At 69.1% G+C, this 18,624-nt stretch carries 16 protein-coding genes and 2 pseudogenes; 7 read left to right on the top strand and 11 right to left on the bottom strand.

Annotated features, from left to right (window positions below; all coding sequences use genetic code 11):
• Window positions 1–206: 206 nt before the first annotated feature.
• On the top strand, window positions 207–431 hold the full coding sequence (locus ACIGWZ_RS11175) for a hypothetical protein (protein WP_400063056.1): 225 nt from the start codon (window positions 207–209) through the stop codon (window positions 429–431).
• A complete protein-coding gene (locus ACIGWZ_RS11170; protein WP_400063054.1) occupies window positions 431–811 on the top strand; it encodes a fic family toxin-antitoxin system, toxin component in 381 nt (126 codons plus the stop codon). Before ACIGWZ_RS11175 ends, ACIGWZ_RS11170 begins: the two co-directional genes overlap by 1 nt.
• 342 nt (window positions 812–1,153) lie before the next feature.
• On the opposite strand, the gene ACIGWZ_RS11165 is transcribed toward ACIGWZ_RS11170, so the two are convergent.
• Entirely contained in the window at window positions 1,154–1,783 is a 630-nt protein-coding gene (locus tag ACIGWZ_RS11165; protein WP_400063052.1) for a hypothetical protein, read from the bottom strand.
• Between the two features lie 149 nt (window positions 1,784–1,932).
• On the bottom strand, window positions 1,933–2,793 hold the full coding sequence (locus tag ACIGWZ_RS11160; RefSeq protein WP_400063050.1) for a TIGR03620 family F420-dependent LLM class oxidoreductase: 861 nt from the start codon (window positions 2,791–2,793) through the stop codon (window positions 1,933–1,935).
• Between the two features lie 1,187 nt (window positions 2,794–3,980).
• Between ACIGWZ_RS11160 and ACIGWZ_RS11155 the strand changes: the two genes are divergently transcribed.
• Together ACIGWZ_RS11155 and ACIGWZ_RS11150 are read left to right on the top strand one after the other, a co-directional pair.
• Window positions 3,981–4,223 (top strand): hypothetical protein, encoded by a 243-nt coding sequence (locus ACIGWZ_RS11155; RefSeq protein WP_400063048.1) that lies wholly within the window; start codon window positions 3,981–3,983, stop codon window positions 4,221–4,223.
• Between the two features lie 809 nt (window positions 4,224–5,032).
• The gene (locus ACIGWZ_RS11150; RefSeq protein ID WP_400063046.1) at window positions 5,033–7,402 is read left to right on the top strand and encodes a glycosyl hydrolase family 28-related protein; all 2,370 of its coding nucleotides are present in this window, start codon (window positions 5,033–5,035) and stop codon (window positions 7,400–7,402) included.
• 161 nt (window positions 7,403–7,563) lie between these two features.
• Here ACIGWZ_RS11150 and ACIGWZ_RS11145 read toward each other — a convergent pair.
• Both ACIGWZ_RS11145 and ACIGWZ_RS11140 read right to left on the bottom strand, forming a co-directional pair.
• A pseudogene (locus ACIGWZ_RS11145) lies at window positions 7,564–7,710 on the bottom strand (IS630 family transposase); the annotation flags it as partial.
• A 70-nt stretch (window positions 7,711–7,780) separates the two neighbouring features.
• A complete protein-coding gene (locus ACIGWZ_RS11140) occupies window positions 7,781–8,371 on the bottom strand; it encodes a DinB family protein (RefSeq protein ID WP_400063044.1) in 591 nt (196 codons plus the stop codon).
• A 62-nt stretch (window positions 8,372–8,433) separates the two neighbouring features.
• On the opposite strand from ACIGWZ_RS11140, the gene ACIGWZ_RS11135 reads away from it, so the two are divergent.
• The gene (locus tag ACIGWZ_RS11135) at window positions 8,434–9,432 is read left to right on the top strand and encodes a helix-turn-helix transcriptional regulator (protein ID WP_400063042.1); all 999 of its coding nucleotides are present in this window, start codon (window positions 8,434–8,436) and stop codon (window positions 9,430–9,432) included.
• Between the two features lie 81 nt (window positions 9,433–9,513).
• Here ACIGWZ_RS11135 and ACIGWZ_RS11130 read toward each other — a convergent pair.
• Together ACIGWZ_RS11130 and ACIGWZ_RS11125 are read right to left on the bottom strand one after the other, a co-directional pair.
• Window positions 9,514–9,978 (bottom strand): annotated as a pseudogene (locus ACIGWZ_RS11130) (IS481 family transposase); the annotation flags it as partial.
• Between the two features lie 211 nt (window positions 9,979–10,189).
• Window positions 10,190–10,732, bottom strand: coding sequence for a GNAT family N-acetyltransferase (locus ACIGWZ_RS11125; RefSeq protein WP_400063040.1), 543 nt, complete (start codon window positions 10,730–10,732; stop codon window positions 10,190–10,192).
• Between the two features lie 175 nt (window positions 10,733–10,907).
• On the opposite strand from ACIGWZ_RS11125, the gene ACIGWZ_RS11120 reads away from it, so the two are divergent.
• Window positions 10,908–11,447, top strand: coding sequence for a GNAT family N-acetyltransferase (locus ACIGWZ_RS11120; protein WP_400063038.1), 540 nt, complete (start codon window positions 10,908–10,910; stop codon window positions 11,445–11,447).
• 19 nt (window positions 11,448–11,466) lie between these two features.
• On the opposite strand, the gene ACIGWZ_RS11115 is transcribed toward ACIGWZ_RS11120, so the two are convergent.
• Entirely contained in the window at window positions 11,467–11,940 is a 474-nt protein-coding gene (locus ACIGWZ_RS11115) for a hypothetical protein (RefSeq protein ID WP_400063037.1), read from the bottom strand.
• Between the two features lie 363 nt (window positions 11,941–12,303).
• Here ACIGWZ_RS11115 and ACIGWZ_RS11110 point away from each other — a divergent pair, with 363 nt between their 5' ends.
• Window positions 12,304–13,524: a cytochrome P450 gene (locus tag ACIGWZ_RS11110; protein WP_400063035.1), complete on the top strand. Its 1,221-nt coding sequence runs from the start codon at window positions 12,304–12,306 to the stop codon at window positions 13,522–13,524.
• A gap of 47 nt (window positions 13,525–13,571) precedes the next feature.
• On the opposite strand, the gene ACIGWZ_RS11105 is transcribed toward ACIGWZ_RS11110, so the two are convergent.
• The 4 genes from ACIGWZ_RS11105 to ACIGWZ_RS11090 form a co-directional block, all read right to left on the bottom strand.
• The gene (locus tag ACIGWZ_RS11105) at window positions 13,572–13,724 is read right to left on the bottom strand and encodes an SDR family NAD(P)-dependent oxidoreductase (protein ID WP_400063033.1); all 153 of its coding nucleotides are present in this window, start codon (window positions 13,722–13,724) and stop codon (window positions 13,572–13,574) included.
• Window position 13,725: 1 nt separating this feature from the next.
• Window positions 13,726–15,906: an acetate--CoA ligase family protein gene (locus ACIGWZ_RS11100; RefSeq protein ID WP_400063031.1), complete on the bottom strand. Its 2,181-nt coding sequence runs from the start codon at window positions 15,904–15,906 to the stop codon at window positions 13,726–13,728.
• Window positions 15,893–17,059, bottom strand: a complete 1,167-nt coding sequence (locus ACIGWZ_RS11095; RefSeq protein ID WP_400063030.1) for an acyl-CoA dehydrogenase family protein — start codon at window positions 17,057–17,059, stop codon at window positions 15,893–15,895. The genes ACIGWZ_RS11100 and ACIGWZ_RS11095 overlap by 14 nt, the downstream gene beginning before the upstream one ends.
• Before the next feature lie 230 nt (window positions 17,060–17,289).
• Complete coding sequence (locus ACIGWZ_RS11090; RefSeq protein ID WP_400063028.1) at window positions 17,290–17,886, bottom strand: TetR/AcrR family transcriptional regulator; 597 nt, start codon at window positions 17,884–17,886, stop codon at window positions 17,290–17,292.
• Window positions 17,887–18,624 lie beyond the last annotated feature (738 nt).

Below are 18,624 nucleotides of genomic sequence, written 5' to 3'. Positions count from 1 at the left end.
GCGCAGCTCCTCCGGACGCCAACTGCCATGACGGGGCGAGGAGTCGGTCCGTGGAATCGTGGGCTGCGATGTCGTTGCGGATGCGTCGGGCCGGGCCGGTGGGGTGCGATCGGCGCGTGCCGGGAGCGCTGGAGCGCGTGCTGCCGCGTCCTGGCAGTTCCCGCATCGGCCTCCCGGCGGGCGGCAGGTCCCGATACGGTGGGGTCATGGCCAAGCAACTCGTGATCGAGGTCGACGACGAGACGTACGAGCAGTTGGCTCGGCTGGCCGCGGGCGGTCACGCCGAGTTGCAGCAGTTCGCCGCCCAGCGGCTGACCGCCGACCTCGCCCGCTTGCGGTTCGACGAGGCGGCCCGGTCCTTCGCCGCCGACCACGGTGCGGCGTTCGCCGCCCGGTTCGGCGCCGGAGAGCAGGGACGGGCCGCCGCCTGATGGCACCGATCGTCACCATCGACGAGGGCTGGCTCCTCGACGTGGCGCAGCAGCATGTCCCGGGGGATCCGGACGTCACCGACTACGGTGCGCTGGCCGCGGCGGTCGGCCGACACCGTTTCGCGGTGCTGGGAACCCTGGTCTATCCGGAGGTGCAGGACCGTGCGGCCGCGCTCCTGCATTCCCTGGCGCGCGTGCCGGCGCTCGAGCACAGCAACGAGCTCTATGCCGCGATGGTCGCTTACGCCTACCTCGCGGCCAGCGGCCGGTCGGCGAAGGTCGGCACCGACGACGTCGTCGAGCTGGTTGCGGCGGTCGTCGACGGGCGGATGACGGTCCGCGAGGTAGCCGCCGCGGTGAAGACCTGGACCGAACACTGAGTGTGTCGGTCGTTCGGCCGCCTTCCGGGGAGTCCGGATTTTCCGGATCCGCATGGCTGATCGGGGCACGTCGGCCGTGGCCGACGGCCCTGGGGGATCCGCTGTCAGCAGCTCGGTTGCCGTCTGATGCCCGCACCGGCGCGCTGCCCGTCGACGGTCACGGTCGCAGGGCAGGACGGAGATAGCCCTGCCGTCGACGACGCACAGCTCGGCTTCGGTGGAAGGAGGTCCGGTGAGCCGCCGCCTGACGGAGCCGCCCTTGGGGCCCGCCCGTGGAACCCACGGGTTCCGCTCATGCCCCGATCGTTGTGCCGATCACCGGGCCGCCCGGCATTCGACGGCTCAGCCCATCGGGCGGATGTCGATGCCTATCCAGTCGTCCTGGGCGTAGTTGTACCAGTTCGCGCCGAGGAAGAGCGTGATCAGGCTCTTTCCGCGCTCCCAGGAGATTCGCTGATCCGGTTCGTCCGGGGGCAGCGGTCCCGCCACCGGCAGTGGGTCACCGAGGCGGGCACGAAGCATGCGAGCGGCATCGTCGTAGCGGGCCGTGAAGTCTTCCGAGCGGGCGTCCTGAAGGTATGCGGCCTGCGACGGCGGCTCCCCGCCGCAGAACTCCTGCTGGGACACGGGAAGTCCGGTGTAAGCGTCCGTCGCGTCGATCGCCGCGTAGGCCAACGGCAGGACGAGGAAGGAGTTTTCGTGGCACTCCGGGTCGTCGCACGCCACACCCCGGTCGTCGGTGTCCGCACACCCCGGATATTCGCCCAATACGACGTGCCACGCCCCGGCCGCCGGGTCACCGAGCGGCCAGTGGTCCAGCCAACCGACGGCGACTTCGTCGTCCTCGGCAGGTATCGCCCACCCATGGCGAACGAAGACCGCGTCGAAGGCATCGCAGCACCACGGGGTGTCGGCGAGCTCCAGCACATGGTCGAGCCACTGAGGGGTGAGTGGGAAGGAGAGCATCGGCATGGTGCCAAGTTACCGACCGCCACTGACACCGTGATGTCGACCATGGGTGCTGGGCCACGGACGCTCGTCGACCTCCCCCGAGGACCCTCATCGTCTCTGTCGTTCCGGCCCGGCCGTGTTCGGGCGGCCGGCCGGGGACGCTCTGCCGGTCAGAGCAGCGCTGCGGCGAGTTCACGCCACGCTGGGCGGGAGAAGGCCTCGGGGGAGGCAGTGACGACGTGGACGGCGATGTGGTCGGCTCCGGCCTGGCGGTGCTCGGTGAGACGCGCGGCGACCTCGTCCGGCTTTCCCCAGGCGAAGAGCGCATCGATCAGCCGGTCGCTGCCACCACCGCTCAGATCCTCGGGTGCGAATCCCATCCGGAGCCAGGCGGCCCGGTAGTTGCCGAGTCGCAGGTAGCGAGCAAGCATGGCCCTGGCCTCGGCGCGGGCCGTTTCGGCGTCGGTCTCCAGAATGACGGCCTGCTCCAGCGCCAGCACCGGTCCCTCGCCCAGTATCGATCGGGCCCACGCGGTATGCGCCGGGCTGACCAGGAAGGGATGCACGCCGGCGGATTTCGCTCCCGCCAGCCGGGTCATCTGCGGGCCGTGCGCGCCGACGATCCGCGCGGTCGACGGCAGCGGAGCGGGCGCGGTGTCCAACGCGTCCAGATAGCGGCGCAGTGCGTGGTACGGATCGCGGTAGCCGTCGACGAAATCGGCGTGGCTGACGCCGAGTCCGACCAGGAGGCGGGCACTGTCCCGCGGCGGTAACGCATGGTAGGCAGCGGCGAGCCGCTCCGGTGTGGTGTCCCAGACGGACACGCACCCCGTCGCGACAGTGGTCCGGTGGGTCACCTGCAGGATTTCGGCCGCCGTGACCAGGTCCCCACGGGGGTTGCCGCCCGGCGTGCCACCGAGCCAGATCGCTCCGAAGCCGAGCTCCTCGACCTCGGCAGCGGCGTCCCGCGCCTCGGCGCGGTCCCCGTGGGTGAACGCCCAGCTCCAGATACCGATCGTCCCGAGTTTCATAGCGCAGCCTCCTGGGTTCGGGACTTCTGTTGTAACGGTGCCGACGCAACCTGCCCGTCGGCGGGCGCCGCCCTGTCCGGAAGCCGACCGCCAACGGCCGGATCACCTCACCTTGACGAAGCTCGCGTCGCGCCACGTGCCTCGTGCCGCGTGCCTCGCTCTTCGTGCTTCATGCCTCGCACCCCGTGCTTCGGGCGCCGTGCCGATCGACGCTCCGGAGATACCCCTGACCACGAAATGGGCCGCAGGGCCGGTCGCACACTCCGGTCACGTGAGCTTGCGGTGGGTGCCACCGCGCCGCGGGTCGCCGTCGCCAATCGAGGGGAGACAACGGGTAATAACCATCACTGCGCGCCTGACAGCGAAGCACCGGATCCCGGAATCGCGCTTCGCCGACCGACGGAGGGGCAGGAGCCAAATCACCTGGATCCGCTTTGATCGATCCGCTTTGATCGGCACCGCGCATTTCCCGCCGATTCGCCTTACCGGCCTTCGCGGTTCCCGACGCCGCAGAGCACTGGGGACCTGGGCAGTTTCGTTGGGATCAGTGGGACGCTGGTCCGGGCGTGCCGTTGACTGACGTGCAGTGGCGCGGATCGAGCCGTTTCTTCCGGAGCCGACACCGAGGCGGAGTGGCCGCCTACTGACCCCGGGAAGCTGCATGGTGCCAGCTGTACGTCGATCGGTACGTCCAGCGTCAGAGGCTGCTGGCAGCATCACCGCTATGAACGCCATCCGCACCACTCCGCCGCGGCCGCTCGACGTGACGGCAATCTTCTCTCAACTGGCCCCGCTGGCACGCACGGCGACCCGGTTGCATCCTCGCCCCGGGTCTCCGTCCGTGCACGACAGCTCTGTCGGCGGGCCGCTCCTGTGGCCCGCCGACGAGCCGTGGCCGCACGACGACGGGCCGCACGACAGGCGTGCGACGAGAGTGGTTCGCTCTCCGGACGACATCAGGCTCCTTCGCCGCGACCGTGCGGCAGCGGCCGAGCGGCAGCGGCCGAGCGGCAGCGCCGCGACCCCCAGGCCACCGCGCCCACTCCCGGGGAACGGGAGACCGCGGAACGGATCAGAGCGGGGCGCCCATGGTTCGACGGCCCGATCGCCCTGCTGCCCGTGGCTCAGCTCTAGGCCCGCGACGTCCCCCTCCCGAGCCCGCCCGGAGCCGATCTCCTCCAGGTCCTGTGGTACCCCTTCCTCCCGCATGCGGCACCGAGTCGGCTCCGCTCCTCACCAGCGCGTCCTCGGAATGGGACGCCAGCAGAGAGAGCTGGATCTCCGAGGAGGAACGGATCAACCCGACTCCGCTTCCCCTCGGCACCCCGCCCGGGAACTTCACGATGATCGACATCGCCGGTGGCTACGACCTCCAAGTCCACGTCTGCCCGGCATCACCGGACCCTCCGCACATCGAGCTGGTCCAGTAGGAATCGACACCGCGATCGTCCCTCCAGTCAGCAGCCCTATTCAACGACCGGATGATCCACACAACGGGCCCTGGGTGTGTCGTCTTTGCGGTCACGAGTCTCCCCAGTGCTCTGACCGGAAACGTTTACCGGGTTGGCGGCGGCGGAGCCGGAACCGGTTGGATGAGACAGACATCAGCCTGGGCACCGCGACGCCGAGGTCACCTCACGACACCTGGTCCGCAGTACGGCCGTCATCATCTACAGCAAGGACCTCCTCGGATTCCTGCTCAACCCGCCCGAGGACTTCGGCGACCGCTCCGCCTACCGCTACCGGTACACCGGGCTGCGGCTGATCCTGGAGCGGGGCGGCCGCTACTACCTCGTGCCGCTGGACTGGAAGCACGCCACCGATGCCGTCAGTACGGTGCAGCAGAACGACGGCATCCGCATCGACCTGGTACCCGGGGTGGAGTTGCGGTGAGCCCGGATCGCCGGACCTCGCCCCGTCTTCCCGTTCCCGTCCGCCCGCCCTCGTCGCCGTGCTCATGACGGCGCATCACATCGCTCACGCGAATCACGAATCGGAGACTTCGTGATCATGCAATGACCCTGGGGCCGGAGCCGGGACGGTCGTCGGGCCGTGGCGAGGTGCGCAAGCCGATGGTCGTGCCTAGCGTGGAAAGAGGGACAGTGCAAGAGGCCTCCAGGTGACAGTGTGATTCGTGCACGTCCGAAATATGTCGAGTCGTTGCCCGATGCTCGCGCGCTTCGGCCGCGCTGACGCCGACCGGTCCGATCGACGAAGCCTCGACGGAAGGAGCGTTTCGATGGACATCGAAATCATGAGAGCCGCACGGCCCGTCGCGGACGGCCAGGCGGTCTGCACTGCAGGATCACGCGCCGTCGTCCCTGCCGTTGAGAAGGGAAACCTGCACACCAGTCCGTTCTTCGGGGTGGCGCTGGACTCGGTGACTGCCGGGAACGTCAGGGTTCAAATCAGCGGTGCTTTCACCGGCCGCATCGGCCCCGGCAGGCCCGGCGCGGTCGGCGTCAACAGCGCGGGAAAGCTTGTCCGCGCTGCGGACATCGATGACAAATGCGTGAGTGCTCCGAACTGGATCGGTGACTGCGATTCCTCGGGGACGGTGACAATACGCCCCCGCTGTGACACGCGCCTGAATGTGCTCGACTTCGGAGCGGTGGGGAAAGGCCTTGCCGACAAGCATGCCGACGACACGGACGCGATTCAGAGCGCCCTGGACTGCGCGATGCGCCTCGGCAGTACTGACGGCAGCGTCGTCTACCTGCCCCCGGGGGACTACCGGATCAAGAGGCCTCTCATCGTCTCGAACGGTTGCATTCTGGAGGGTGCCGGCCTGGCTTATCATGACGAAACCAGTCAAATCATCGCGGACGTCGAATCCGGAAATTTCAACCTGTCCGCCAGTACTCACATCGGTGAGGTCGGCGGGGAGACCGTTTATTGCGCAATTGCCTTGGTGGGCTTCGAGCCCGGATTGGCCATGACGCCCCCTCGCGGTCGTTCGGACTATGCTGTGCTTCGCCAGTTGGCCCTCCATTCGGTCCCCGCCCAGGGGGATCCCGGCGCCACCCACCAGGCTCCCCAGATGGATGGCATACGCGTCATGGCGACCGGCGTGTGCATCGAGAGAATGAGCGTTGTGAGTTTCCGGCGCAACGGAATAGCGATATCCTCCAGCGAGGTCAGACCGGTGGTCAGTGTCGGCCTCGTGCAGATACGCGACTGCCGCCTCACCAGCAACGGTCGAAATGGTCTGGACATCGGCGGCCTGGACAATGTCAACGCCAGCGCCATGCTGGTTGTGGACGTTGATGCCACGTCGAACGGGCGTGACGGAATCTACGACCACTCGTTCCTTTGTTCCACTTTCGTCTCGTGCCACACGGCAGCAAACCGACGTCGAAACTTCAACTGCGAGGGTACTCCGAGGGCTTCTGTGTACGTCGGCTGCTACGGTGAGATCGATGCACCATCGGTTTTCCATGGCAGAAATATTGCTGTCGTCGGAGGGGATATAGACAATACCTCCGACTCGGTATTCTGGGGGTTCAGTCCGCTCGGGAAAGGATCTACTTTCCTTCGCATTGTGAACAATCATTCCGACGTGCACAAGTACTGGGTCTCCGACGACGGGATCGATGTCGAGGAGGGTGAGCGGCAGACGCCGGGGAATAACTTTGTGTATCGAGCAATTCGCGCCGGGCGTACTGCCGGGTCGAATAGACTGCCCCCGGAGAGGAAGGGTATTCCCGACTTCCCGAAGACGGCTGGCGCGAAGCTGGAGGAGCGTGACGGCGGCCTGCTGTGGTTGTGCGAGGGCGAGTACCGGCCCAACGTCTCGGCGTTCAATTGCCTCGGAAGTGATACGGACTCCACGATCATTCAGGACTACGGCTATGACAAGCCGAACACGGGAAGCCAGACCCCCTTCTTCCGTGCCCAGGTGGACTCGCGTACTCCGCAGATCAAGGGCAGGATTCGAACATTTCTCACGGCCGGGGTGGACTGCCCCACGTACGACCAGAACTCGTACGAGAACGGCCCGGTTCCCGGCGGGCTGATGCTTCCCAATGCCTGGATCGGCAGCTACGCCTTCGGTGAGCGGCGGATCGGGGTCGTCTATACCGGATCTCCCTTCACGGTGCCGCACGGCGGCAGCAGCGTCGATTTCTACAGCCCGGGTGATCTGATGCTCAATGCCACCCCGGTCCCGGCGGAGAAGGGGAAGCGTCAAGCCGATATCGGGTGGGCGGTGAAGGCGCTGTGCGGAAGGCGGCCGGCCGCTGCAGACGCCGCCTGGGCGCATCAGAAGCACTACCGTATAGGGGATGTCATCAGGCCGGCGAATCCCAACGGGCGCGGCCACCTTTATCGGTTGACCGCCTACCCCGGCGGCCAGGCCTACCCGCTGGACAATCGCTCCGGCGACCAGGAGCCGAACTGGAACTCGATCGTCGGCGGCGTAACTCCCGACAAGGACCTGGAATGGCAGACGATCTATGACATGGACGCTCCCGAAAATGCATGGGTCATTGAACCGCTTCCTCGGCGCGTGGAAAGCCAAGCGGACTCGCAAGCGGGGGACCTGGCCGGCCTGAAGGCAGACTTCAACGCACTTCTTGCCAGGCTGAGAAGGGCGAACCTCTTGGAATGAGGCGCTGCTCGGAGTGCCCGGTCTCGTCGGGTGAGGCGGAGCGCTCGTAGCGGCCCGCGCCCGCCCCTCCCGCCATGGCTGCCGGCCGCCTCGCCGCTGGTGGCGGCACGTCGCCGCATAAAACAAGGGCCAGCCCTCCTTGGCCCAGCAACTGCCGCCGGTCGGGCGATGACCGGCACGCGGTTCCCGCCGGCCGAGGCCAGCAACATCATCGCCCGCCGGTAGCGCACCGAACTCGTGCTGCCGCGCCGCACAATCCGCTGTAACTGCTGGCCCTCCGGGTGAACCTTGGCCGGCGCCGCCACCACGACTCCCCGAATCCCGGATGTCCACCCGCATCCGACCGGTCGGGACAGTGCCACCGCCAACCCGGTGTACCTATGCGGTCAGGGCACTAGAGGTGTCACGTTTCGTGTGCACGTAGAGGTCGCGCAGCAGGCAGACCTCTGACAGGTGATGAATCAGTTCGCGGTGGATGTGCAGCACCAGGTCAGCCATGGGCATCTCGGGGAAGGGCTCCTTCGCGCCGACCGGGACCCGGAGTCCGGCGTCGCCGAGGCCGCGCACCCCGGCCAGCCAGACGTCGAGCTGGGTCCTGAGCTGGTCGAGTGCGGTGGCCGCGCTGCCGGCGTACTCCCAGGTCTCGTACGACGCCGCCGGCGCGCCGAAGTGCGCCGCGTTGCGCGCGGCGAGCACGCCGACAATGACGTGACCGAGTCGCCAGGCGATCGTGGTGAAGGCCGCTGGGACCGGCTGGGGGGAGGCGTAGTCCATCGTGAAGTCCCCGGCACCGACTTGCACGGGCGCCGTCGAGCTGTCGCGCCGCTGCACGCTCCAGGCGTCCGGCACCGGCGACCAGAAGTACTCGTCGTCGGTCAGGCCCTCAAGCCGGGGTTGGAGCTGGTGGTTCCAGTGGAACTCCAACTGCTCGCGCAGCGTCCGGTTCATGTCGAGTTCGTTTGCGTCCATGGAGTCACCCTGACACCTCTAGCGGACAGGATCGGTCCGCTATTTCTGGCATGGTGGGCGACATGGCTGTGGCAAGCGGCAACGAGCGGGGTACGACGGAGCGGGTGCTCACGCTGCTCGGCCTGTTGCAGCAGCGCCAGGTCTGGACCGGCCCCGAGCTCGCCGACCGGCTCGGGGTCACGCCGCGCACGGTACGACGTGATGTCGAGCGGTTGCGCGCCCTCGGCTATCCGGTGCATGCCAGCCAGGGTGTCGGCGGCGGCTACCAACTCGGCCCAGGGCAGGACCTGCCGCCGCTGCTTCTGGACGACCAGGAGGCCATCGCCACCGCGGTCTCGCTGCTCGCCGGCGCGGGCGGCGCGGTCGCCGGCGCCGACGACGCCGCGCTCCGGGCGCTGACCAAGCTCGACCAAGTGCTGCCCACCCGGCTGCGGCACGAGGTGCGCGCGCTCTCCGGCTCGGTGGAGTCCTTCGGCGGAGGCCGTACGCCGGTCGACCCCGAGGTGCTCATGACGCTGGCCAGAGCCTGCCGCGACGAGGTCGAGGCAGGCTTCGACTACCCGTCCGGGACCGAGGTGCGACGGCGACGGGTCGAGCCCTACCGCCTGGTCACTTCCGACCGGCGCTGGTACCCCCTTGCCTTTGACCTCGATCGCGCCGACTGGCGCAGCTTCCGCGTCGACCGGATGACCGATGTCTCCGCACGGGCCTGGCGCTTCCGCCCGCGCCCGGCGCCCGACGCAGCGACGTACGTGCAAGAGGGCGTGGCGAGCCGGGTCTACCCGCACCAGGCGCGCTTCCTCGTGCACGCGTCGGCCGACACGGTGCGCGCGCAGCTTCCGGCGTCGGCGGCCGTCGTACGACAGCGCGGGAGCGAACGCTGCGAGGTGCTCAGTGGCGCCGAACGCCTCGACGCCGTGCTCATGCACGTACTCCTGCTGGGACACGACTTCGAGGTACTCGACCCTCCGGAGCTCGGGACGCGCTGCCGCGCACTGGCGCAGAGACTGCTGTCGGCCGGCACAACGATGCCACCGGCGCCGGACGTGCAGGAGCAATGAGCCGCGACTGCGCCGGCGCCGAGGAGCGCCTCCGCGTGCTGGTGAGCCCGGCGGGACGTCGAGTCAACACCGACCAGGCTCCAGTCGGGTGTGGTCGTCCAGGGCGGTGTGGAGGTAGGCGAGTCCGGCGCCGGTGCGGTTTTTGCGTACGGCTGCCCGGCCGAGGGCTTTGTGGCCGCCGGCGTCGGGGTTGCGGCCTAGTCTCTTGACGTCGATGTGGACCAGTTGGCCGGGCCGATTTCGTTCGTAGCGGCGCACGGGTTCGCCGGTGGCCCGGTCGCAGGCGGCCAGGATCGGAAGGCGGTGGCGGACCAGGATCCGGTGAGCTGTTGAGGCTGCGACATTGCAGCGGGCCGCCGGCCGGCCAGGTCCGATGCGGTGCTCCCGCCGCAGGTGCACGATGCGTTCCTCCACGGCGGCCGCGGTGGTGTGACCGACCTGGAAACGCTCCGCTCCCCGGCGCAGCGGCCAGCCCCCGTTGTCCACGACGCGCCGGGCCGGACGAAGGCGCCCGGTCGGCGTCGGCCGGGCATTACGGTGGGACACGAGGGCCTCCTGAGTACCGGTGGAGATGTCGCAATCCACACCGAACCCAGAAGGCCCTCACCAGTTCAAGCACCCGGCACGCGCGTCACCCACGTCCCGGGACAGCACGCCTACCTGCGGCGTCGCGGTATCCGCTGCACCATTCCAGACAAGGCCGACCAGGTACGACAAACGCGCGGTCCGCTACGAGGCCACCGTCCTCGTAGCGCCGTCAACGAGTGGTTGTGGCGTACTGGTCCGACGACAACTCGAACACCCGTACTCGCCGACCGCAGGTGGGATTGACGGTCTCACGGACCGGATGCATCCCCAGTTTGGTCATGATCCGTTCGGAAGCGTCGTTGCCCACTTGAGTGATGCTGACGATCCGCTCCAGCCCTCGCTCTTCGAACCCGAACCGTACGGCGGCCGTAGCGGCCTCGGTGGCCAAGCCCTGCCCCCAGTGGGAACGTCCAAGGCGCCAGCCGACCTCAACCGCAGGCAGTACCTCCGGCAAGAAGTGAGGCACCGAAAGCCCGGTGAACCCGGCCAGCTCGCCAGTGGACCGGATCTCCACGGCGAACAGGCCGAAGCCCTGTGACTCCCACTCGCTCTCCCAGCCCTGGATCCCGCCGCGAGTCTGCTGTTCGTCACGGACGCTGCCGTCACGGATCCACCGCATGACCTCGGGGTCGCCGTTGACGGCAGCCATGGGCGCAACGTCTTCCTCACGCCAACGACGCAGGATCAAACGGGGAGTTTCAAAGGTCACCATCCAATCATTCTGGATCACAAATGGGCTCTCTGCCATCCTCACCAGGCACTTTCGATACACGCCCCAGAAGCATGGAAGCCGCAGCCGGTCACGAGAAACGCGAGGGGCCGCGGCTGGAGTTGGGGTCGAGATGCCCACCTGCCTGGTCGGATGGGCCGACTGAGATACTCCGGCCATGGATGCTGGGGTGGCGGGGGACGGGTCGCGATCGGACGTGGCGGTGCCTGGGCGGACCGCGTCGGCGCACGGCGCGGGCTGGGTGCTGCGTTCTGCGACGGCTGCGGACATCGAGGTGATCGCGGAGCTGCGGGCCACCGTCATGCGTGCGGATCTGGAACGCCTTGGGCGCTACGACGAGCACCGGGTGCGGCAGCGACTGCGGGATTCCTTCTCCACGGAGCACACGTCGATCATCATGACCGACCGCGAACTCGTCGGATGCGTCACGGTCCGGCCCGCCGAAGGCAGACAGTGGCTGGAGCACTTCTACCTTGCTCCACGTCATCAGGGCCGAGGGCTCGGATCCGCTGTCCTACGCACGGTGCTGAGGCGGACCGACAAGCAGGGCATGACCGTGGGACTGAACGTCCTGCAGGGCAGCGCTGCCCGTCGAATCTACGAGCGCCACGGATTCGTCGTGGAAGCCCAGGACCCGATCGATGTCTTCATGGTGCGACCGCCAGGGGCCGGGGCGAGCATCGCCGCGCACGCCTGACCTGCGAGGGCGCATCGAGCTACCGGAGCGGTCCCCGCTCATCGATGAACACGGTGGGTTCCGACAAGAACACGTCGGCGTTCACCGGGCCGTAGGCGATGTTGAACGTGTCGAGCCAGTACGACCAGCCTCGGATCCCCAACGCACTACTGAATCGATAGTTGAGCTGCCAGCGGACCCATTGGCCAGGGACAAGCCGCACGGCCGGGGGGCGTCGAGGCCGAGGCGGCAACGAGAACAGGGGCTGCACTCGGGGGAATACGCGAAGCCGACCGTCGGCTTCGCGGAGCTGGACGTCGGCCTTTCCCAGGTCTTCCCGGGTGTCGTGGGGCTCGAAGCCATCACGCTCATGCATCCGAATCGCGTGCACGAACGGGGCTGCCGCGGAGGGCAGGGCGAAGCCGACCGGGGCCGCGTTCCTGCGCGTGGCGGCCTCCCCGCCCCGGGAATCCTTCGTCCAGGACGTCCGTATCCACTGGACGGTGATCTCCACGGAATCTCTCTCTTCCCGCCAACTCGTCGAGGAGCCCACCTATGTCCGGGGCGGCTTCCTTTCGTGGAACATGCCACGGGTCGATCAATACGTACCTATAGTTTTCACGCGTTGATCGAAGAGTGTCCGGCAGGGGCGTCATCAGTCAGCAAGTAAGTCGGTCAGTCGGTCGGTCGGTCGGTCGTCCGTTCACGGCGCGAGCCCGGCCCGGTGACACCGGTCCCGCTCGACCGGGCCCCGGCCTCGACCGGCCGTACCCGTCCCGGCCGTACCTCTCAGCCGTCACCCCGGCCGTCCCCGTGGCTGCGCGGCCCGACCGAATCGCCCGTGTCCACCCCGACCGCCATCCTGGGAGACCAACCGATGACCACCAGCACCGGCCGTATCGCGCTCGACCCCTTCGTCGCCGATCTGGAGGCGGAGACCGCCCGGTTACGCGCCGACGGCCCCCTGGCCGCGGTGGAATTGCCCGGTGGTGTCCCGGTGTGGGCCGTCACCCACCACGCCGAGGCCCGCGCGCTGATGACCGACCGTCGCGTGGTGAAGGACATCGCGCTGTGGACCGCCTGGCAGCGTGGCGACATACCGGAGGACTGGCCGCTGATCGGGCTGGTCAACCCCGGCCGCTCGATGCTCACCGTGGACGGCGAGGAGCACCGCCGACTGCGCACCCTGGTCGCGCAGGCCCTCACCCCGCGCCGCGTCGACGAGATGCGGCCGCGCGTCACGGAACTCACCGAGGATCTGCTCGACGGCCTCACAGGCCGGGCGCCCGGTGAGGCCGTCGACCTCAAGGCGGAGTTCGCCTATCCCCTGCCGATGCGGGTCATCAGCGATCTGCTGGGCGTGGACCGCGCCAACCACCCCCGTCTGAAGGTCCTCTTCGACAAGTTCTTCTCCACCCAGACTCCGCCCGAAGAGGTCGTCGCCACCCTGGCCGAGCTACGCGAGATGAACCTTCGGATCATCGAGGCACGTCGTGCGACACCCGCCGACGACCTCACCAGCGCCCTCGTCCACGCCAGCGAGGACGGCGACCGGCTGACCGACGACGAGATCCTCAACACCATTGGGGTGATGATCGCCGCCGGGCACGAGACCACGATCTCGCTGATCGTCAACGCGGTCGTCAATCTCTCCACCCACCTCGAGCAGCTCGCGCTCGTCCAGGCGGGAGAGGCGAGTTGGGACAGGGTCATCGAGGAGACGTTGCGCTGGTCCTCCCCCACTTCGCACGTACTGATCCGGTTCGCCGCCGAGGACGTCCCCGTGGGCGACAAGGTCCTCCCCAAGGGCGAGGCGGTGATCATCGCGCACGCGGCAATCGGCCGCGACGAACGGGCACACGGCCCCTCCGCCGACGTCTTCGACATCACCCGCTCCCCCAACCGCCATCTGGCCTTCGGCCACGGCCCGCATGTCTGCCCCGGCGCCGCGCTCTCCCGTATGGAGGCTTCCGTGGCGCTGCCCGCCCTCTACGCCCGCTTCCCCCGTCTGCGCCTGGCGGTCCCCCGGTCCGAACTGCGCAACAAACCGGTCGTGACACAGAACGAACTGTTCGAGTTGCCGGTACTGCTGACGTAAGAGCCAGGCGAGGCGGGGCTGCCGCCAGGACCGATCCGCGGCGCCGCTCATGAGGGGCGGCGGCCGCACACGACGACGGTGCCGCCGCCCTTCGCGTAGCGCAGAGCCGTGGCGCGTCCGATGCCCGACCCGCCTCCGGTGATCATCGCGACCTTGCCCTGAAACGGTGCGGTGGCCGTCGCGTCCGTCATGGCAGTCATGTCAGCCCTCCTCCTCGGTGGTGTCGGTGTTGTCCGGCGTGCCGGCGGTCGGCGCGGTGCCGGGTGCGGCGGCGCGTTCGATGAGGATGTCGACCCCGAGGACCCCTTCCGGTCCCGCCCGCAGCGGGTTGATCTCGGCGGAGACGACCGTGGGGTCGCTCCCGGGCAGCGTGGACAGGGCGGCGATGGCTCCGGCGACGGCGTCCACATCGCACGGGGCGGCCCCGCGCCAACCGTTCAGCAGCGGCCAGCAGGTCAGTCGGCGCAGCATGGCCCGCGCGTCGTCGACGGTCACGGGGGCGAGTTCGAGGACGGTGTCCCGCCACAGCTCGGCCGCCGTGCCGCCGGCGCCCACGAGCACCACCGGCCCGAAGCCCGGGTCGTACCGCACGCCGGCGATCAGCTCGACGGTGTCCGGGCGGGTGTCCATGCGTTCGATGACTACGGAGCGGGCGCCCAGCCGGGTGGCGAAGTCCTCGAAGGCGGCGGTGATCTCGGCGTCGGTCTCCAGGCCGAGCCGGACCCCGCCGACCTCGGTCTTGTGCGCGTGCCCGACGACCTTCGCCACGGACGGGCCGTGCCAGGACCGGGCGATCCGTACCGCTTCTGGGGCGCTCTCCGCCACCCCTGCCTCGGGGAACGGAATGCCCACCGCCCGCGCGCTCTCGCGTGCCTGGAGGTAGGGGATCTGCGGTCCCGGCGGTCCGGGCGGGGCGGTGGGGCGGCGGACGGGTGGCCGTGGCGCCTTCGCGTGCCAGCGGGCGCAGCCTGCCAGCGCCCGAAGTGTGCTGTCGATGTCGGCGTAGACGGGGACGCCCGCGGCGCGCAGCGTCCGGGTGGCGGGAGAGCCGCCGGCCATCGTGTGGACCAGTACGGGGAGGGTGTGCGCGACCCGGGCGAGGCGGGCGGCCACTTCCGCTTCGGCGGTGGCGAGTGTGGGGGTGTCTTCGCCGTAGCGGCCGAAGTAGCCGGTCAGTACCAGGGCGTCATATGTGCCGGCGGTCGCCACCCATTCGGCCACCGAGGCGTAGACCGTCAGATCCTGTTCCCCGGCCCCGGCGAGGTCGACGGGGTTGCGGGGCTGCACCGGAGTCGGTGGCGGGGTGGTGGGGGGCGGCGCCAGGTCCAGTCCCCGTTCCGTGGCGAGGTCGGCGGCGAGTGCCCCTTGGCCGCCGGAGTCGGACACCACGAGAATCCGGCGGCCGCGCGGGCGGACGCCGAGTGCGAGCGCGTGGGCCAGGTCCGCGGCCTGCGCCGGTGTCGTGGCGCGGATGGCGCCGACGCTGCGGCATACGGCTTCGAGGATGTCGGCGCCGGAGGTGAGCGCGCCGGTGTGCGACAGGGCGGCGGCGCTTCCGGCGGGGCTGGTGCCGACCGTGAGGAGGATCAGGGGCTTGCCCTTCTCGCGCAGCAGGTGTGCCGCGTGCAGAAAGCGCTGGGGATCTCGTATTCCCTCCACGTAGGCGATCACCGCTCGTGTCGCGTCGTGGTCGGCGAGGCTCTCGAGCAGCTCCTCGGTGGAGATGTCGGCCTGTGCGCCGGTCGAGGCGAAGCGGGATATGCCCGAGCCCAGCCGCGCGAGCAAGTACGCGATCTCCGAGCCGATCTGGCCGCTCTGCGTCACCACACCCACCGGCCCGGGCCCGAATGCGCCCCAGACGAGCTGCAGTTCAGCCTCGGTGTCGACGATGCCGAGCGAGCTGGGCCCGAGCAGCCGGACGCCCCGCTCGCGCGCCCGGTCGCCCAGTTCCTCGGCCAGCCGGGGATTTCCGGTGAGCCGTCCGAGTCCGTCGCTGATCACGAGCACGGCACGGGCGCCCGCGGCGAGCGCATCGTCGAAGGCCGCCTCGACGGCTTGCGCGGGTACGGCGATGACCACGAGTTCGGGTGGTTGCGGCAGGTCATCGAGCGAGAGGGAGGTGGGCAGACCGCACACCGGTCCGCCGCGCCGGTTGACGAGGTGGACCGTACGGTTCTCGCGGCCGAGGAGTGCGCCGCGTGCCAGCCAGTGCCCCCATTTGGCGGGGTCGTCGCTCGCCCCGACGATCGCCACGGAGGCGGGCTGCCACAGTGACGTCAACGCGGCGTGGGCGCCCTGCGGCGCCGCTTCGTGCTCCGGGGCGCGTTCCCGGGCGGGCTCCGGAACGGGCTCCGGGGCGCGGGTTGTTTCAGCCGTGGTCACGGAGGCTCCGGGAGATGATCAGCCGCTGCATGTCCGAAGTGCCCTCTTCGATCTCCTCCAGCTTGGCGTCGCGCATCCACTTCTCGGCGAGGAATTCCCGCGAGTAGCCCCAGCCGCCCATCGTCTGCACCGCCGCCCAAGTGGCGAACATGGCCGTCTCCGATGCGGTCAGCTTCGCCATCGCCGATTCGCGGGTGGCGCGCCGGCCGCTGTCGATCCGTTTCGCGGCGCGCCAGGTCATCAGGCGCGCGGCCTCGACGCGGGTCTCCATGTCGGCGAGCCGGAAGGCCACGGCCTGATGGTCGATGATGGGCTTGCCGAACTGGTGGCGCTCGTTGGCGTACTGGACGGCGTACTCGGTGGCGGCGCGTGCGACGCCGGTGGCCGCGGCGGCCAGAATGGTCCGCGACCGGTCGAAGGTCTGCATGAGCCCGATGAAGCCCTGGCCCTCCTCACCGATCCGGTCGCGGGCGTCCACCTCGACCTCGTCGAGGGTGACTTCGGCGTTGATCAGCGCGCGCTGGCCCATCTTCTTCCACGGCGCGGAGACGGTGAGTCCAGGCGTGTCGCGGTGCACGACGAAGGCGGTGATGCCCTTGGCCCGCAGCCGCGGGTCGACGGTGGCGAAGACGATGTAGTACTCCGACGCACCCGCGTTGGAGATCCATGCTTTGCGGCCGGTCAGGAGGTAGCGGTCGCCTTTGCGCACGGCGTGGGTGCGCAGCGCGGCGGCATCGGAGCCGACATCGGGCTCGGTGACCGCGAGCGAGGTCATCGGCGGGGCGTCGCCGGCGAGCGGACGCAGCAGGCGCTCCTTCTGTTCGTCGGTGCCGAGTTCGAGGACCGGGTGGGCGAAGAAGCCGTTGGCGGTCAGCAGGTTGCCCAGGCCCAGGTCGCCGACGCACAGCTCTTCCTGCACGAGGCACTGGGTGAACAGATCGGTGGAACCGCCACCTCCGTATTCCTCGGGGAGCATGAACGAGGTCAGGCCCACCTTGGCGGCCTCTTTCCAGATTTCCCAGGGGACTTCGGTGTCCGCTTCGTCGACCGCTCGCGCGGCGGGCCTGATCTTGGCCTTCGCGAAGTCCTGGCAGAGGGCGATGATCGCCAGCTGTTCGGGGCTGAGTTCCGTCAACTCGGTAGGAAGTGTCACTCGGCCAGCTCCTCGGGATCGCCCGGCTGTCCGCCGGATGCCGTCGGTCGGATGGCCGCGACAGTATTTATAATTGATCCGTCAGTCAATGATCTGGACGCGGAGGGATCCGGCTCCCTCGAGGGACGGTTGCGGAGCGGTTGAGGAGCGGTTGAGGAGCGGCCGGCGAGCGACCGGAAAGCGGTCCGGCAGCGCCTCGGTGGCGGCTCGGACGACCGGTCAGAAACAGCTCAGGACGACGCGACCAGGCCGTCGATGAACGCCCGGCACGTGGCGCGCATCCGCCTCAGCGTCATGGCGTGCGAGCCGACGAGCACCTGCAGCGCGAGACCGTCGAGCAGGCCGACCAGCATGTTGGCCACATCCACCGGGTCCTCGTCGCCCATCCGCCCGGCCGCCTGGCACTCGCGCACGATGCTGGCGACGATCCGGCGCCACTCCCCGTACGCACGGTCGTTGAGGTCACGCAGCTCCGCGTCGTGCAGCGCCGTGACCCACAGTTCGGCCCAGACATGCCAGGCCTCGACGGTCTCGTCGCCCTGTGGCAGGTACGCCTCCACGAGCGCCCGCAGCTTCTCCACGGGTTCCAGACCGGACTCGAAGATGGCGGCGCGGCGCTCGAGCGAGTGCAGGAAGTTGTGCTCGAACGCCGCGCGGATCAGCTCCTGTTTGGTGTCGAAGTAGTAGTGGACGATGCCGGGCGAGAGCCCGGCCTCCTTGGCCACGTCCGCGACCCGGAACGCGGCAATTCCCGTACGGGCGATGGCCTTGCACGTGGCCGCCAGGATCTGGGCGCGGCGTTCGGCTTCGACGCTCGGTCGCGGCATGCTGACAGCCCTTCGTGGGACGGGTCCGGCAGCATATCAAGGTTGACTGGTGCAACAGTCAGCCAAACGGTCGCGCCGATCCTGACGCTGCGCGTGGCGATGCGGAACGCATCGTGCGGTCGCGCCGGCCGGTCTGTCACCGCGTCCGCCACACCGGCGGCGGCGTGCTGGGTGCCGTCGGGACCGGTGGACCGGGCCACCACACCGACGGTTCCGGCCCGCCCGATGGCGTCCACCTGCTGCTGCAGCGGGGTCTGCCGGTGCGGTGGCCGCACGGTGACCGCGGCGGGGCCGGCACCGCGAGCCCGACCAGGACGGCCACGAGCACCCAGGGCCGGGCCCTCCGTACAAGAGGGGGCACCATACGTTCCCAGAGCTGTCGGGGTGTCGGGGGAGTCGCTGCCCGCGCCCCCGTCTGTGGCGTGCGGACCGTATGGCGCATCCGGTGGCGCACGAGGCGAGTGGCGGAGAGCGCCGGAGAACCCCGTTGATCAACCGACGGAGACACTGCCACCGCAGGCGCGCAAAAAAATGCGGCTCGCCGGTCGATCGGAAGCTGCGCCTGCACACGACAGTCCCCGGGAGTCCGCGTCGTCGCCATCTGCCTCAGTCGTCGCTGAGTCTCCGGCACGCGGGGCTTCCGGGGGCCTAGCCAGGGCCACGTCAAGGGTCTCCTGCCAGCAAACGTCTCTGCTGACGGTGCGGCTCTCCGGTTTTCTGGTGTATGTACCAGTTTCC

The sequence above is a fragment of the Streptomyces sp. NPDC053427 genome (assembly GCF_044544985.1).
Lineage (GTDB): Bacteria > Actinomycetota > Actinomycetes > Streptomycetales > Streptomycetaceae > Streptomyces.
Note: the sequence above shows the minus strand (reverse complement) of the source record. Positions and strands in the feature narration are given on the sequence as shown.

Excerpts from the sequence above, each read along its gene's own strand:
- ACIGWZ_RS11110 (WP_400063035.1), top strand. The coding sequence starts at position 12,304 with ATGACCACCAGCACCGGCCGTATCGCGCTCGACCCCTTCGTCGCCGAT.
- ACIGWZ_RS11160 (WP_400063050.1), bottom strand. The coding sequence starts at position 2,793 with ATGAAACTCGGGACGATCGGTATCTGGAGCTGGGCGTTCACCCACGGG.
- ACIGWZ_RS11150 (WP_400063046.1), top strand. The coding sequence starts at position 5,033 with ATGGACATCGAAATCATGAGAGCCGCACGGCCCGTCGCGGACGGCCAG.
- ACIGWZ_RS11090 (WP_400063028.1), bottom strand. The coding sequence starts at position 17,886 with ATGCCGCGACCGAGCGTCGAAGCCGAACGCCGCGCCCAGATCCTGGCG.
- ACIGWZ_RS11140 (WP_400063044.1), bottom strand. The coding sequence starts at position 8,371 with ATGGACGCAAACGAACTCGACATGAACCGGACGCTGCGCGAGCAGTTG.
- ACIGWZ_RS11125 (WP_400063040.1), bottom strand. The coding sequence starts at position 10,732 with ATGGTGACCTTTGAAACTCCCCGTTTGATCCTGCGTCGTTGGCGTGAG.
- ACIGWZ_RS11105 (WP_400063033.1), bottom strand. The coding sequence starts at position 13,724 with ATGACTGCCATGACGGACGCGACGGCCACCGCACCGTTTCAGGGCAAG.
- ACIGWZ_RS11120 (WP_400063038.1), top strand. The coding sequence starts at position 10,908 with ATGGATGCTGGGGTGGCGGGGGACGGGTCGCGATCGGACGTGGCGGTG.
- ACIGWZ_RS11165 (WP_400063052.1), bottom strand. The coding sequence starts at position 1,783 with ATGCCGATGCTCTCCTTCCCACTCACCCCTCAGTGGCTCGACCATGTG.
- ACIGWZ_RS11170 (WP_400063054.1), top strand. The coding sequence starts at position 431 with ATGGCACCGATCGTCACCATCGACGAGGGCTGGCTCCTCGACGTGGCG.
- ACIGWZ_RS11175 (WP_400063056.1), top strand. The coding sequence starts at position 207 with ATGGCCAAGCAACTCGTGATCGAGGTCGACGACGAGACGTACGAGCAG.
- ACIGWZ_RS11135 (WP_400063042.1), top strand. The coding sequence starts at position 8,434 with ATGGCTGTGGCAAGCGGCAACGAGCGGGGTACGACGGAGCGGGTGCTC.